The sequence below is a fragment of the Conexibacter sp. S30A1 genome (assembly GCF_023330665.1).
Lineage (GTDB): Bacteria > Actinomycetota > Thermoleophilia > Solirubrobacterales > Solirubrobacteraceae > Palsa-465.
On record NZ_CP097127.1, the window covers coordinates 455,878 to 470,126 of the forward strand.

The following is a 14,249-nucleotide window of genomic DNA, read 5'->3' on the forward strand; positions in this document are numbered from 1 at the left end:
TGTCTGTGACTGTTAGGCGAAGTTGGCTGAGTCGTATCCAGCTCCGGTTATGCTGGCGATGCCTTGCGGCCAGATCGGGAAGCAAGCGACGTACTGCCTGACCGTGACCCATGCTTCGAGGTTGCCTGCGACGCCGCCCGATGGCATGAGTGAGAAGATCGGCTGCCCTGCCATCCACAGCACGTTACTTGGATCGCAGACAATGATCTGATACTGCGATCCTGTGCCGACCGTTGGAATGTTCAGGTCTGCGAACGCTCTCAGTCCTGCGAAGTTGAGCCCTGAGTAACCAAGGCCGCCGATCTTCTTGGCGTTCTGATCGAGGCTCGGCAGCGCTACTGGGCGACCGTTGGCGTCTGCCCATGCGCTCGCGTAGTCGAGCAGCGGATCTGGAGCGAAGTACGCCGTAGGCCGGATGTAGATACCCGGCGTGGTGGTCAGTGCGCTGCGAGCCTTCTGCAAGTCGCCGTACAGACCACCGACGCCGCTTGTGCCGGTGAGGGTGAATGTGCTGATACCTGCGACCGTCTGAGCTCCTGCGAGCGCCGTAGTGACCGCATATGTGTCATTGTTGGCGTCGAGCTGTGCTCGCAACTGTGTCATCACGAACTTGTCGCCGCTGATGCCAACACCGCCAGCACGGTCAAGCCAAGCCTGGCTCAGTGTCACCTTGCCCGAGGTGCTGTTGACTGCGACCGTGTTCAGCGTAGCTGTTGGATCAGCGTCAGCGACCGAGTTACCCTCAGACGTGGCTGTGACATCGGTTGCGCTTGTGAACGCTGGTACCGCGACTTGCAGACCGTAGGCTGGCAGGTCGATAGTGTCGTTGAGCTGTGACACGAACGCCGCGAATGGTGACCTGTAGACCGCGAACTGCTTCACGAGCGTGCTCGGCGGGACGAACGCCGCTGCACCGCCTGGTGCGGTCGCGGTGATACCGCCCGAGGTCGTCAGCGCGCGCAGCTCGTCTGCGACACGCTGGCGCGCACCCACGGCCGCGGGATGGCCTGCGTCAGCTACCTGCGGGCGGTTGCGTGCCTCGATCTCCTTGCGGATCATCTGCCCGTAAGGCGTGTCGCGCTCGATGGCTCGCTGCACCCTGGCGCCGTGGCGCGCGAGCCGGTCGCGCCGGTCGGCTGCCTCGTCGTCGCGTGTGAGCGTCTGCGAGCCGCTTGTCTCATGCAGCGTGTCCGCGATCCACGAGAACGGCGAGCCGCTGCTGTAGGGATCACGCTCGCCCTGCACCTTGATCTTGGCCCTGTACGCGCGTTCAAGCACCTTGAGGTCGCGGTCGGCGGCCAGCGCTTCGCGCGCGGCCGTCACCGAGCCCTTGAAGGTGCGGTAGCTCTGGTCGTCCATGCGGCCGTGCAGTCCGCCTGACCCGAGGAGCACGTCTGCCGCGCGCGAAATGTGCCCGTCGCTGCTCGACGCCAGCTTCGACCGGATCGCCGAGATCTCGTCGGCACGCACCCGCGCCCGCTCGTCGAGTACCGTTGCGGCGTCCACGAACTCAAGCACGCGATCGTCGTTGGCGGCCGGCGCGGTGAGCGCGATGTCGGTGGCCGCGATGACCTTCTTGTCCTTGCCCATGTCGTTACCTGCTTTCTGGCCTCGTCGGCCGTGTCAGTTGCCACGCCGACCGAAGCGGCGCGGAGTCTCGGTGGTCTGGTCGGCCTGGCGGGCCTCGGCGAGCTGCTCGGCGATGGCGGCGACTTCCTGGCGTAGTTCGGCGAGCTGCTGGCCGAGCGGCGCGATGGCGTCGGCGACGATCTGCTGCGTGCCCTCTCGGTCTGTCACGTTCAAGCGCCGCAAGACGGCGGCTACCTGGCCTAACTGCGGATCGAGCGCGGCCTGCTGTTCAGCGAGCGAGCGGGCGAACCCGGCTTCACGGTCCAAGCGTTCACGCTCACGCCGCGCGGCGAGGTCGAGCTGCTCCTGCTCCTTCTCGACATACGAGCGCCTGTCAGGCTCGGGCGCGGCCTCGGCCTTCGTCCACCTGACCCACCCATGCTCGGCCGGCTCGCGGTGGATGAACCCGCCGCGCTCCAGCGCCGTGCGCAGCAACAGCGCGAAGCCCATGTCATAAACCTTGCGGTCCTCGCCGGCGAACCTGACCGAGTGGATCTCGACCAGCAGCGGATCCTCGGCGAGCGTCACCGACCGTCCGACCCACGGCCCACCGCTGAGACCGCTCCAGATGCGGTAGGCGTCCCGATAGCCCTTGTCCGTTGGTGCTGTGATGGTGCCCATTACCTGCCCCTCCTTTGGCTCATCGCCGTGTCGCTTGGCCGCTCCCTGGTGGAGTCTGACCGTCTGGTTGAGTCTGAGTCTGTGATCGGCGAATAGGCCAATCTGTCCTGGTCCAGTAGTCCGATGCCCTCCGCGTAAACGACGCCCCCGCGCCTGGTGGTGGTGATCCCGCGCTCGCGCAGGCATCGCGCAAGGGCCCACTTCTCGGGCAGGTCGCGCGCCTCGTCCGGGTCAGCCACGTACTCGCGCATCCGCCGCGCCAGGTCCGGTAGCGCCACACGCGACCGGGCATCATGCCGTACACGGTCTCGCAGGAATCCGTCTACGGGATCATCATCTACGCGGTGACGAGGATGTGCGATCGGCCACCAGGTAGTAGGCGTTCTACCTGGTGGCCGGTGCGGCGAGATCACCGCTCGCGCCACCCTGACTTGCTCCCAGGCGACCTCCAACCTGGCCGTCAGGTCACCCGTGGGTTGTCCTGAGCACCACGCCCGTGATCGGGCTGCCGCCAGGCGCTGCACAACGCCCAGCGCCCGAGCGACCTCTGAGAGCTCAACGTCAAGCTGAGCATTAGATCTCGTGAACCTGACGTAAGCATTAGGTTGTGTGCTGGTGGTGCTCACGGGTTCATCGCCTCCGCCAACATCACCCGGAAGGAGCGGATCTCGTCGGGCTCGTCGGTGTCCTGCACGCGCGTGGTCGGCGTGCGCCCGCGCGGGCCTTCGTCCAGTGCGATGCAGAGCGCTGCGGCGGCGGTGAGCGCCTCAGCGTCGAGCCCGGACTGGATCAGCGCCTCGAGCAGTCGGCGCGCCCCCGGCTCGTAGCCTGGGAGCTGGGCCCGCTCCTGGTCGGTCACGCGGCACCGCCGATCTCTACCTCGAGGCGCGCCTCCCACTGCTCAAACGTCTCGCCTGGGCGCTGGGCTGCATCTATATGGGTGGACACCTTGGCCTTGTTGGCCTCCTTGGCCGCCTTGCTACCTAGATGGCCAAGATGGCCTACATGTCCAAGATGGCCAGAGGTATATATCGAGGAATCAGGCAGTGACCACGTCCAACCGGCGATGTTCTCGCCCTCCCGGCACGGAGCCGAAACCACCTTGAGCGCCGCCTTTGCGCGCCTCAGCGTGCGCTCCGCGATGCCCTCGTCACGGGCTCGACGCTGAGCATCCTTGGCGGCCACCGGACCATCTGCCAGGAGCGCGGCAAGCCATTCGGCCGCCTCGTCGCGTGCGGTCCTCGTCTCCTGGTCTGCCACCACGTCGTCAGCGGAGATCTGGGCGTCAGCACCCTTGACAAGCGCCGGCGCGGCGATCCCGCCGGTCACGCTGCGTTCCACGATGGTGAAGGTGGCGCTGGTGCCGTTGTTCGGCGCCAGGTTCCCCTTCGCCCGGACAAGCACCTTCGACCGCCCGTGGTCACCGTCGGGGTCTGACGGGTCGGGCCCCCAGATCATCACCGATCTCGCGAGTTGAGGGATGCCTTGACTATCCGCGATCCGCGCGAGCGGATCACCGTCCGCACGCCGGTTGACATGCTGCACAAGTACTACCGCGATCCCGCGCGCCATCGCGAGCTGCCGGAGCGGCTCAAGTGCGAGACGCACATCTTGACTCTTCCAGGAGTTGACCGCAGCGGGCATGTAGGCGGCGACGGGGTCCACCGTGATGACCGCTACGTCGCCCAGTTCGTCACACAACTTGGCCAGCTCCACGCTGTTCAAGGTGGTGGTGGTCGCGATCTCCACCCGCTCCAGAACCGCGCCAGCGGCCTCCAGCCGCGGGCGGATGGTATCTTCGGGGTCATCCTCCGCGCTGAGCATGATCGCACTGCGGCCTTGACTTGTCGCGTAGGCAGCCAGCCAGGCAGTCAGCAGGGACTTGGCCTGGCCCATCTGCCCCGCGACGACCGAGATCTTGCCAGCCGGCAGGTAGGGATGAAGGAACCACTCCACGCGGCGCGGCTCCACCTGTGACGCTCTCATCGAAGCGCCTGCGCTTCCCGGTCCCGCTCCCAGGCCTCGACGGCCGCGACCCTGAAGCGCTGATATCTGCCGATCATCACGACCGGGATGCGACCCTCGCGTGCCAGCCGATAGATCTGCGCCTTGCTCACCTGCCACCGCTCGGCCAGCTCCTCGGCCGTCAGCAGGCGCGGGTCGGTCGAGGCGCTCATCGCTGCGCCTCGTCGCCGGCGCCCTCGGGCCGTGGACGCATCCAGCGAACCTCATACGGTTGCGGCCCGAACGTCCGGGGCAGGAGCGGCTGCCGCCTGATGCCGTCGGGGCGCGAGGAGTCGCGGATGCGCAGCTTTGCGTGGTCAATGTGGACCGCGCCGCTCTCGTCAACGGTAACGTGTCCTTCGATGCTCTGGTTATCAACCAGAACGTGGCCGTAACCGGACCGGATTATGGCCCTGTGTGTTTCTTGTGGCACCTGGTTCTCCGGTGCTCGCGGGATCGCGGCGACCCCTGTTCGAGACGCGATTGGCGGTCGCGCCGGGGTGGGGTGGTCGTGCGCTACTCGCGCACGGGCGCGGCCATGAGGGCCGCCCAGCTCAGGAAGATCAACATCGCGAGCGGGCCAGGCTTCCCCTGGCCCGTCGCTGTCTGAGTCGCCGCCGGCGGGGGCGCGTGATGCAGCACGCCTGGCGCGCCGTGCACGGCGTCCGCGCGGCCTGGCGCACGGCCGTCGTTGGCGCGACGGGCGCGCCGCCGCTGGCGGCCGCGGGCAGACAGCTTGACGCTCCTCGTCTCGCACTCGGCGGATCTGCCGCCACTCGTCTGCGAGCGCGTCGCGTAGGCCGCCGGCCGAGCGCTCGTGCGGCGCGGTGGACTCGCGGTAGGCGTGGGCGGCGTCGAACAGGAGCTCGCGGTCGTGGTCGGTCGGCTCGTAGTCGTCGTCGTCGGGCACGTAGTCGAACCCGTCCACCTGGGAATCTAGCTCCCGGCGGAACGCGTCGTCCTCCTCGTCCTCGATCTGGTCGAGGTAGCGGTCGTACTCGTCGCGCGGGTCCGAGACGAAGTACCGATCAGACACAGTGAGGGGAGCGTGGATTACTCATGCGCGGAAGGTTGTATCGCACCGGTCGGACGGAACCATTAGACGCAGAAACGCCGCCCCGGAGGACGGCGTCGCCGCGCATGAGTATGAGCTTCCCAGGGTGCCGATTCGTCACCCACGCACATCGTACCCCACGCCTCGGCGGTGCCACCCGCGGGCAGGTTCGCGCGTTTCGTGGGGACACGCTGGGGACACGTGGCCAGATCCCAAAACAGAGAAACCCCGCGTTAGCAGGGCTTTTCTGAGAGGCGACGACCGGACTCGAACCGGTGTAAACGGCTTTGCAGGCCGCTGGATAGCCGCTCTCCCACGTCGCCAGGAGCAGGCGCTAGGTTAGCTCAGAGCGTGAGCAACAGGCCGTTGCCGCTCGGGTCGCGGACCAGCGTCGCGTCCTCGGCGGCCGCCTCGGTGCTGACGCCGGCCGCTTCGATGCGGGTGAGCAGCGCATCCAGCGATCGCTGGTCTGGCAGCCGCAGCTCAAAGGCTCTCAGTCCAACCGACCCAGGTGTGGGGCTGTGGCCGCCGCGGCTGTGCCAGGTGTTGAGGCCAAGATGGTGGTGGTAGCCGCCTGCGGCCACGAACAGTGCACCGGGGTAAGCGCGGACCATCACGTCAAAGCCGATCACGCCGCTGTAGAACGCCTCCGTCCGTGCCAGCTCGGAGACCTGCAGGTGGACGTGGCCGATCCGTGTGCCGGCTGGCATCGGTGCCTGGACGAGCGCGGCTGTGTCAGCCTGGGGCAGCTCTCCAACCAGGGCGTCAAGGTCGAGGGGAAGCGTCGCCATCTGGAGCGCGCCGTCACGGTCGTGTGGCCACTCGTCCCGGGGCCGGTCGCGGTAGATCTCGATGCCGTTGCCATCGGGGTCGCTCAGGTAGAGCGCCTCGCTGACGAGGTGATCGGCGGCGCCGTCGAGCCGCCAGCCGGCGCGTGCGAGGCGCACCAGCGCCGCGGCCAGGTCGAGCCGGCTGGGCACCAGGATCGCGAAGTGGTAGAGGCCGGTGTTGCTCGGGTTGCGGGGTGGCGCGGCCGGGTCGGCGGTGAGCGAGAGGAGGGGCGGCCAGCGGGCCGCCCCTCCCAACAGAACCGATCCGTCGGTCGGGCGCTCAGCGACCAGGCCGAGCGCCCGCTCGTAGAAGTCGAGCGAACGCCCGAGGTCTGTGATCGTCAGCTGCACCTGGCCGAGCGTGGTCTCGGCGGCGAGTCGCGGTTCTGTCAGGGTGTCCGTCATGGCTTGCCCGCTCAGCTTAAGGCGACGGTAGCGCGATGATGCTCGGCCAGCCCGCGCAGGACGTGCTCAAGCTGCTCGAGCGTGTCCTCGTCGGTCAGTGTGCCATTGGCATCGAACTTGTCCTGTGCGCGGGCGACCGACAGCTCGACATCGGCGACGCGGGCGCCCGCGATTCCGAGCGCCTTGCGCAGCGTGTCCTGCGCCCACATGGCGCCGTAGTCTGTCTGGCTCGCGCCGATCACCGCGACCGGCTTGCCGTACAACGCGGCGTCGGGGCCGTAGGGACGCGAGCCCCAGTCGACCAGGTGCTTCATCTGTCCTGGCAAGGTGGTGTTGAACTCAGGCGTGGAGAGCAGCAGTGCGTCGGCTGCCCTGATCTTCGTCATCAGCTCGGTCACGCTTGCCGGCGGGTCGTCTTCGCGGTCCTCGTTGTAGGGCGCGAGGTCCTCGAGGTTCTCGTAGATTTCAACCTCTACTTCAGCTGGAGCATGGGCTGCGGCCGTGCGCAGCAGGCTCGTGTTATACGAGCCTGCCCGCAGGCTGCCGGATATGGCGAGGATCGTGATCATCACCAAACCTCTATCTCGATCAGGCCTTGACGGCCGAGACGCTGACGATCAGCTTGACATCGTTGGCGACCAGCAGGTTGCCGTTGGGGAGGGTCTGGTTCCACTCGAGGCCGAACTCGCGACGGTCGACCTTGCCCGCCACCTCGAAGCCGATGCGTTCGTTGCCCCAGGGGTCCTGACCGTTCTCGGCAAGCTCGCCCACGAGCTCGATCGGCTTCGTGACGCCCTTGATGGTGATGTCGCCGGTGAGCTTGATCTTGCCGTCGGCGGCCGGCTCGGCGCCGGTCGAGCTGAAGGTGATCTGCGGGAACTGGGCTGCGTCGAAGAACTCGGGTGACTGCAGGTGGCCGTCACGGTTCTGGTCGCCGGTGTCCACGGAGGCAGCCTCAACGGTGCCCGACAGGGTCAGCCCGTTCGCGCCGGCTTCAACCTTGCCCTCGAACTTCTTGAAGTTGCCGCGTACGGTGGCGATGCCCATGTGCCGCACGGCGAAGCCGACGTTGGAGTGAGACGGATCGACGTTGTAGGTCCCGGCCTGAATCGCCTCTGGGGTGATGGTTGACATATGGTTCTCCCGAACTGGTTGTGTGATCGATGATTGATCCGACAACAATTAGCTTAGCAGATCTAGTTGAGGTATCAAGTACCGCCGTCGCGCCCGCCGTACCGACGACTTTGCGCATAGCCGGGCGCGCGAGTGCCACCACCACTCGCGCCGCATCCCAACTCTTCGAGGAGAGCCGAGGCTCTGTCAGTCGACGCTGCAGCGGCTGCTTGGCCTTGCAGCGGGGGCTTCGTCGCCGGCTGTGCACTGGGCTACGCCTGTGGCCCCGGGCAGGCGACCGAGCAGCTCAGCGAGCTGCTCCAGCTCTGTGGCGGTGAAGTTCGAGAGAAACAGCCGTTCGATCCCCGCGACGTGAGTCCGTCCGGCCTCGCGCAGTTTGCTGTGGCCCGCATCGGTCAGCCGGGCATAGGACACGCGGGCATCACGCTCGCACGAAATGCGCTCGATCATGCCCTGGTCGACCAGGCCGTCGACCAGGCGCGTGATCCCTGAGCGGGTCAGCATCGTGCGCTCTGACAGCGCCGACATCGGCAGTTGGCGCTCGTCGGCCTGGGCGAGGTAGAGCAGGACCTCGTAGTCGCGGACCGTCAAGCCGTGGTGCGCGATCAGATCGGCGTCGAGCTCGCGCACGATCCCGGCGTGGCTCTGCAAGTAGCCGCGCCAAGCTCCGAGTGCGGCTCCATCTAGACGCGAGCTGGGTGTCGACACTGCCATGTCAAACTATTGTAGTTGATAGATCAACCGACGCTGCGGACACACTTCTTGCCGCTCCCAGGGCTGGCGCTCCAGGGCCCGATGTGGTTAAGTCGGTTCGGATGGACGAGGCCATGCCCGCGATGAGCTCTCCGCCGAGCGCGCCAAGCTTCCGAGAGCAGTTTCCGGTCCTGGAACGCCGCGTCTATCTAAATGCGGGCACGGAGGGTCCTGTGCCACAGGCGGTCGAGGACGCTGTGCGCGCACGCCTGCGGCTGGACCTGACCGAGGGACGCGTCGGGCGCGCCTACTTCACTGAGCTGATGGACCTTGCCGAACGCGCGCGGGTCGGCTATGCGACTGCCATGGGTGCCGAACCCGGCGAGGTGGCGCTGACGAGCTCCACCACCTACGGCGTGAACACGGTGCTCGCGGGCCTGCGCCTGTCAGCGGGCGACGAGATTCTCACAAGCGACCAGGAACACCCGGGCGTGCTCGTGCCGCTGCGTCGTGCTCAGCTGGCGCAGCGCGTCAACGTGCGGGTCGTCCCGTTTGCGGATCTGCCGGGCGAGGTGCGGCCAAGGACACGGCTGGTGGCCTGCTCTCACGTCTCGTGGATCGGCGGCGAGGTGATGGATGTGGCTGCCCTGCGCGCCGCCGGCGCTCCAATCCTGCTTGACGCCGCGCAGGCGCTGGGGGCCATCACGGTCGACGTCCACGAGTTGGGGGTCGACTTCTACGCCGGCTCAGGCCAGAAGTGGATGTGCGGCCCCGAGGGCAGCGGCGCGCTGTACGTGCGCCCCGACCGGCTGGACGAGCTCGAGCCGCCGTTCCCAGGTTTCTCGAGCGTCGCCGACCATGCGAGTCCGCTGGAGTCCGAGCTGGCTCCTGGCACCGCGCGCCTGGACGACGGCTTCCCCAGTGCGCTGCGCAGCACCTGGGCGCTCGCCTCGATGGAGGTGCTCGCCGGCGCCGGCTGGAGCTGGATCCACGAACGCGCCGCCGCGGGTGCCGCGCTGCTGGCCGAGCTGCTGCGCGCACGCGGCCACGCGGTCGCGCCACGTGGCCGTTCGACGCTTGTGTCGTGGGCGACCGAGGATGCTGATGCCGAGGTCAGTCGGTTGCTCGCCGAAGGCGTGATCGTGCGCAGCATCCCCGCGGCGGGCTTGGTGCGCGCGTCGGTGGGCGCCTGGACCAGCGAGGAGGAGATCCATCGCCTGGCGCAGCTTGCCTGAGCTCGCGTCGGGGCCGGGGCTCGGCCTCCCGCTCAGTTCGCTGCTCTGGCTCTCGCCTGACCTGGACTCCCTTCGGCGGTCCTTCATCTGCAGACGCACGCTGTCGGGCAACGGCATTCGAACCGGCGCCTAACGAGACCTACGCACAGCCGCACTAACGTCAGGCATGGGAGGAGTGAACGTGCACGGCGGAATCAGGTTCGATCAAGCTTGGCGGGTCGCCTTCTGGGCGGTCGTCGTCCTCGCAGTGATCGTCGTTGGCGCTGAGGCGATCTTGGGCTGAGCGGCTGCCGATCGCCAGAGGTGAGGGCCGTATGCACCCGTGTCGGTCCGTCAACGGAGGGAAATGCCGACCTCAATGCCACATCCAATGTGCGGGAATGGCGCTGCGAGCCGGCCGGCGGACCGTGTCACACTGATTGGTGGTATCCAGACCTCCGGCCAGAGCCCGGTTGCGGATTGCCGATCAACCCGACGCCTTTCAGGAGGTCACGTCCAGTGAGCGCAACCATGAGCAGCCAGGAGTGGGATCGCCGCTATAGCGGGACAGAGTTAGTCTGGACGGCGCAGCCGAATCGCTTTCTGGTCGCCGAAGCCGAGGCGCTCGCGCCTGCGCGTGGCCTTGACCTGGCCTGTGGCGAGGGCCGCAACGCGGTCTGGCTGGCCGAACGCGGCTGGCGCATGACAGGCGTTGACTTCTCGGCCGTGGCGCTCGAGAAGGCGCGGCGTCTGGCTGAGGCTCGCGGTGTGGAGGCAGAGTGGGTTGTCGCCGACCTCTTTGCCTACCAGCCAGAGCCCAACGCCTACGACCTCGTCGTGATGTTCTACCTGCAGGTCGCGGCCGAGCGGCGCACGCCCGTGGTTCGCGCTGCGGCCGCTGCTGTCGCTCCCGGCGGCGTCCTTCTGCTCGTCGCTCACGACAGCGACAACCTCGAAAGGGGTTACGGCGGGCCGCCCAACCCAGCGGTGCTCTACTCCGCCGAGGACCTGGTCGGCGACCTGGATGGAAGTGGGCTCCTGGTCGAGCGCGCCGAGCAGGTGAAGCGACCGGTTGCCACCGAGGACGGCGAACGCGTGGCGCTGGATGCGCTTTTGCGTGCGCGTCGACCCGCGGCCGAGCGCGCGTAGGGCGGACGCAGAGGGCGGGGATGGCACGGTCCGTCGGCGCCCCCGCGTCCCGGCGTTCCACCGATCTGACGGTCGTCTTGACGCGAGCACCGCTTCGCCCGTAAGATGGAGTGACGATGAGGAGCACACGTCGCCATAGCCGCTGGGGCCGGTTGCGCAGCGCGATGGTCGTGCTCTCGCTAGTTGCCGTCTTGCTCTCAACGGTTTTCGCAGGCGCGGCTGTTGCGGCGCCCAACTTTAGGATCGCAGTGACACCACGTCGGATCCCAATCGGTGGCCGCGTGACGATCACCACCAGCCCGCGCGAGCGGTGCATACTCACCGTGGACATCGCTCGGCGCAAGTTTTCGCATCTGATGCCCTACGGCTGGATTCAGGTGACGATGCCGCGCAACTTCCACGCTGGGCGCGTGGGCCTAGTGGTCAGCTGTGCCGGCAAGCGCGCCGGCGGCTCGTTCATCGTGCGCTAGCGCGTCGCAGCGCGACCCCGCGTGTTGGTCTGCAGGGCTACTATCGCGGCGTGGTGAGCTTTGGTGTCAGCCGCCGCGGGACGATCACACGGATCGAGCCGCTTCCAGGACATCCAACCGGCTACCCGCCTTCGGCGTGTACGCAGCGCCGCGCCCGGGCAGTGTGGCATGACGTGATCCCGGATGGCAGCTACACATACAGGGCGTTCAGGAGTCATGCTCGCGTTCAATGGCCCGAGCCCGCGCGCACGTGCCCACGAGTCAAGGACAACGTCTGTCGGGCCGCGATCAGAGCCGTCGCGCGGCTCTGCGCCCAAGCACGACGGGCGCCGTGCCATCGTGACACGGTCGGTGGTCCGAGGCTCACGATGGCTGCGGCGATGCTGTGTGGCGGTGAGTGACGCGAGCAGGCTCGGGCCCACCACGTGCGGTCTGGCAAGGGCCTGTCATCCAGGGCCGGTGGCGGCGGTAACGGCCTCCGCCGTAGGTCTGACCCGGCTTTTCGGCGGACGCCGGTGCGAGGTCCTTCGGGTTGGGGCTGCGGTGCTTGTCGGCCAGCTGGCGATCGGCTGGCAGAACGACTGGATCGACGCCGACCGGGATCGCCAGGCGGCCCGCCCGGACAAGCCGATCGTCTCTGACCTCATCGGAGGGGGCACAGTCAGAAACGCAGCCGTCGTCGCTGGCCTGGCCTGCATCCCGGCATCAGCGGCCCTGGGCAGGCGGAGCGCCCTGGCACACCTCGTCGCCTTGGCGAGTGCCGGCTCCTACAACGCCGGGCTGAAGCGCACCGTCCTGTCAATCTTCACCTACGCGGTTTCATTCGGGCTCCTGCCGGTAGTCGCACACGATGCTCATCCCCGCGAGGAAGCGACGCCCGGATGGGCAATTGCGGCTGGTGCGCTGCTGGGCATGTCCGCGCATCTGGTGAACGTGCTCCCTGATCGCGACGCCGATCGCGAACTGGGGGTGCTGGGCGTACCTCAGCGCCTGCCACCTGAGGCCTCCCTCGCCCTGGCGACGGCACTGTTGCTCGGTGCTAGCGGGACCATCGCGTTCGGGGCCGGTGGGCTTTCCCGGCAGGCCGTGGGCACCTTCGGAGCGTCATGCGCGGTAAGCGGCGTGACGCTGCTCGCTGGCCAACGCCTGGGCGGGCGGACGCCGTTCCGGCTGCTCCTGGCAAACGCCCTGCTCCAGATCCTGTTGGTTTCACGAACCGTCGACCGCGACGCGCTGTCGCAGAGTGGGACACCTGTTTGATCACAGGTCTTTGAGGCGCCACCACCAGGCGAATGCCTGGTGGTGATCTGGCATCGGGTCGCGGGTCTCGGGCGGGCCCAGGTCGCTTGCTGGTGTGCCAGTCACGCATGCAACGCTGACCGGTTCACGTGATCGACCCACGCCGCACTCGATGGCTCTGCTTGCGGCTGTGTCGATGGGTGCGCCGTGGTTAGCCGCTGAGCGCTTGGACGCGCGGTTGCCGAGGTGTTCGCCTGGGCTGTGGGCGGCCGTTGGTGTCTATCGTTCGCCTCCACGTCCTCTCCCCAGGAACGGCCAGGTGAGAGCGGCGGCTTGCATTGGCCGCGGCGCTGTACTCCTCGAGCTCGGTCGCGATCGCGCAGCCATTGGGGATGCGGATGCCGTCGACTGACAGAGTGCGGTACGGATCGCCGAGCGACGTGTTCTTGCTGCCCGCCAGCGGCCTTTCACCGATCCCAAGCGCTTCGAAGCTACGCCCATACTTGGGGCAGGTCATCATCGGCTCATCCACGATTTGGGTGGGTTAGGCGGTGACCGGGCCGGCGTTGAGCTTGCCGACGATGAGGTAGATCATCGCGATGAAGTTGCGGTTGGAGCGGTACCCGCGGGCGCGGCGTTTCGCGGCCTGGATCAGTGAGTTGAGGCCTTCGAGCAGCCCGTTGCTGACCCGGCTGTGATGCCAGCGGATCACCCCGAGCCAGTGATCCTCGAGCATCCTGGCGAACTTGTGCAGTGGTTCCAGGTCGGTGGCGTCGACCTCGGTGATCCAGCGGCGCAGGTACTCCTCGGCCGTGTCCGGATCGGCCAGTTCGTAGAAGCTGCCTGACTGCTGAGCGAGCGTGTACGCGCGGACCGTATCCAGCGGCTGAGTGAGGAGCTCATCCAGCAGATCGCGCTGGCGGCCAGTCAGGTTCGCCGGTCGCTTGAGCCACATGTACCGGGTATTGCGAAGTAGATCCTTGTGGTGCTTGGCCTCTTCGCGGCGGACCTCATCGACAGCCGCTGAGAGGTGCGACTTCACGTGGTAGCGATCGAACGTGATCTCGGCCTTCGGGAGGTAGCTCAGCGTCCCTTTGAGGAACGCCTCGGACATGTCCTGGCACACCTCGCTGACCCGGGGCGGGTCGCCGCCGTGCGTCTCCAAGAACAGCGAGAACGCCTGCACCGTCTCGTGATCGCGGCCCTCGACCACGAACACCCCGCGCCGCTCGTCCAGATCGGCGAACACCGTCACGTAGTCCTGCCCGCGCCGGCTCGAGGTCTCATCGATCCCGACCCTGCTGACGCCTTCGAGGTTCTGCGCATCGACCGCGAGATCGACATAGTGATGCACGATCCGCCAGATCCGCATGTCCGACTCGCCGACCAGACCCGCGAGCGTCGCGACCGGCATCTCGCGGACCATCGCCATCACCAAAGCCTCGAACAACAGCGTGAACCCCGACCGCGGCCTCGCCCACGGCACCGCCACAAGCCGCACCTTGTGCTCCGGGCACTCCACCCGCGGCACCCGCGCCGTCAAGTACGCCTGATGCTGAAAGAAGTCCAGATGCCGCCACGTCTTCTCCTCGGTGTCGTGCACCTTCAGCCCCGCCCGATCGCACTCCGGGCACGGAAGCCGTGCGCCCTTCTCGAAATCGACCCGCAGATCCAGCCGCTTGGCATCCGCATCGAACTCGACGCCAGTGACCTGCCACGGGTCGCTCAACCCCAACGCGGCCTGGAACAGAGAAAGATCCTGCGCTTGCATACTGGCGGTTCCCATCATCGACGATCAGAAACCGGT

Annotated in this window: 15 protein-coding genes and 1 tRNA gene; 4 read left to right on the forward strand and 12 right to left on the reverse strand. The window is 67.2% G+C overall.

Annotated features, from left to right (window positions below; genetic code table 11):
* Positions 1 to 12: 12 nt before the first annotated feature.
* The 11 genes from M3M54_RS02260 to M3M54_RS02310 form a co-directional block, all read right to left on the reverse strand.
* Positions 13 to 1,590 carry a hypothetical protein gene (locus M3M54_RS02260; RefSeq protein ID WP_249020565.1) on the reverse strand — a complete coding sequence of 526 codons (1,578 nt, stop codon included), beginning with the start codon at positions 1,588 to 1,590 and terminating at the stop codon, positions 13 to 15.
* A gap of 33 nt (positions 1,591 to 1,623) precedes the next feature.
* Entirely contained in the window at positions 1,624 to 2,250 is a 627-nt protein-coding gene (locus M3M54_RS02265) for a hypothetical protein (protein ID WP_249020566.1), read from the reverse strand.
* 622 nt (positions 2,251 to 2,872) lie between these two features.
* Positions 2,873 to 3,109, reverse strand: coding sequence for a hypothetical protein (locus M3M54_RS02270; RefSeq protein ID WP_249020567.1), 237 nt, complete (start codon positions 3,107 to 3,109; stop codon positions 2,873 to 2,875).
* Positions 3,106 to 4,236 (reverse strand): AAA family ATPase, encoded by a 1,131-nt coding sequence (locus tag M3M54_RS02275; protein ID WP_249020568.1) that lies wholly within the window; start codon positions 4,234 to 4,236, stop codon positions 3,106 to 3,108. The genes M3M54_RS02270 and M3M54_RS02275 overlap by 4 nt, the downstream gene beginning before the upstream one ends.
* Positions 4,233 to 4,427, reverse strand: coding sequence for a helix-turn-helix domain-containing protein (locus tag M3M54_RS02280; protein WP_249020569.1), 195 nt, complete (start codon positions 4,425 to 4,427; stop codon positions 4,233 to 4,235). Before M3M54_RS02280 ends, M3M54_RS02275 begins: the two co-directional genes overlap by 4 nt.
* Positions 4,424 to 5,290, reverse strand: a complete 867-nt coding sequence (locus tag M3M54_RS02285) for a hypothetical protein (protein WP_249020570.1) — start codon at positions 5,288 to 5,290, stop codon at positions 4,424 to 4,426. Before M3M54_RS02285 ends, M3M54_RS02280 begins: the two co-directional genes overlap by 4 nt.
* 270 nt (positions 5,291 to 5,560) lie before the next feature.
* Positions 5,561 to 5,631: transfer RNA gene (locus M3M54_RS02290), tRNA-Cys, on the reverse strand.
* A gap of 21 nt (positions 5,632 to 5,652) precedes the next feature.
* The gene (locus tag M3M54_RS02295; RefSeq protein WP_249020571.1) at positions 5,653 to 6,543 is read right to left on the reverse strand and encodes a VOC family protein; all 891 of its coding nucleotides are present in this window, start codon (positions 6,541 to 6,543) and stop codon (positions 5,653 to 5,655) included.
* 11 nt (positions 6,544 to 6,554) lie between these two features.
* Positions 6,555 to 7,112: an NADPH-dependent FMN reductase gene (locus tag M3M54_RS02300; protein ID WP_249020572.1), complete on the reverse strand. Its 558-nt coding sequence runs from the start codon at positions 7,110 to 7,112 to the stop codon at positions 6,555 to 6,557.
* Between the two features lie 19 nt (positions 7,113 to 7,131).
* The gene (locus M3M54_RS02305) at positions 7,132 to 7,677 is read right to left on the reverse strand and encodes a YceI family protein (RefSeq protein ID WP_249020573.1); all 546 of its coding nucleotides are present in this window, start codon (positions 7,675 to 7,677) and stop codon (positions 7,132 to 7,134) included.
* Between the two features lie 186 nt (positions 7,678 to 7,863).
* Positions 7,864 to 8,391 carry a MarR family winged helix-turn-helix transcriptional regulator gene (locus M3M54_RS02310; RefSeq protein ID WP_249020574.1) on the reverse strand — a complete coding sequence of 176 codons (528 nt, stop codon included), beginning with the start codon at positions 8,389 to 8,391 and terminating at the stop codon, positions 7,864 to 7,866.
* Positions 8,392 to 8,513: 122 nt separating this feature from the next.
* Here M3M54_RS02310 and M3M54_RS02315 point away from each other — a divergent pair, with 122 nt between their 5' ends.
* The 4 genes from M3M54_RS02315 to M3M54_RS02330 all read left to right on the forward strand — a co-directional run bounded on the left by M3M54_RS02315 (position 8,514) and on the right by M3M54_RS02330 (position 12,463).
* The gene (locus tag M3M54_RS02315; protein WP_249020575.1) at positions 8,514 to 9,605 is read left to right on the forward strand and encodes an aminotransferase class V-fold PLP-dependent enzyme; all 1,092 of its coding nucleotides are present in this window, start codon (positions 8,514 to 8,516) and stop codon (positions 9,603 to 9,605) included.
* 498 nt (positions 9,606 to 10,103) lie between these two features.
* Positions 10,104 to 10,733, forward strand: coding sequence for a bifunctional 2-polyprenyl-6-hydroxyphenol methylase/3-demethylubiquinol 3-O-methyltransferase UbiG (locus M3M54_RS02320; protein ID WP_249020576.1), 630 nt, complete (start codon positions 10,104 to 10,106; stop codon positions 10,731 to 10,733).
* Positions 10,734 to 11,014: 281 nt separating this feature from the next.
* Positions 11,015 to 11,203, forward strand: a complete 189-nt coding sequence (locus M3M54_RS02325) for a hypothetical protein (protein WP_249020577.1) — start codon at positions 11,015 to 11,017, stop codon at positions 11,201 to 11,203.
* Positions 11,204 to 11,419: 216 nt separating this feature from the next.
* Complete coding sequence (locus M3M54_RS02330) at positions 11,420 to 12,463, forward strand: UbiA family prenyltransferase (protein ID WP_256465808.1); 1,044 nt, start codon at positions 11,420 to 11,422, stop codon at positions 12,461 to 12,463.
* 523 nt (positions 12,464 to 12,986) lie between these two features.
* Here the strand turns inward: M3M54_RS02330 and M3M54_RS02335 are convergent.
* Entirely contained in the window at positions 12,987 to 14,228 is a 1,242-nt protein-coding gene (locus tag M3M54_RS02335; RefSeq protein ID WP_371878613.1) for an ISL3 family transposase, read from the reverse strand.
* Positions 14,229 to 14,249 lie beyond the last annotated feature (21 nt).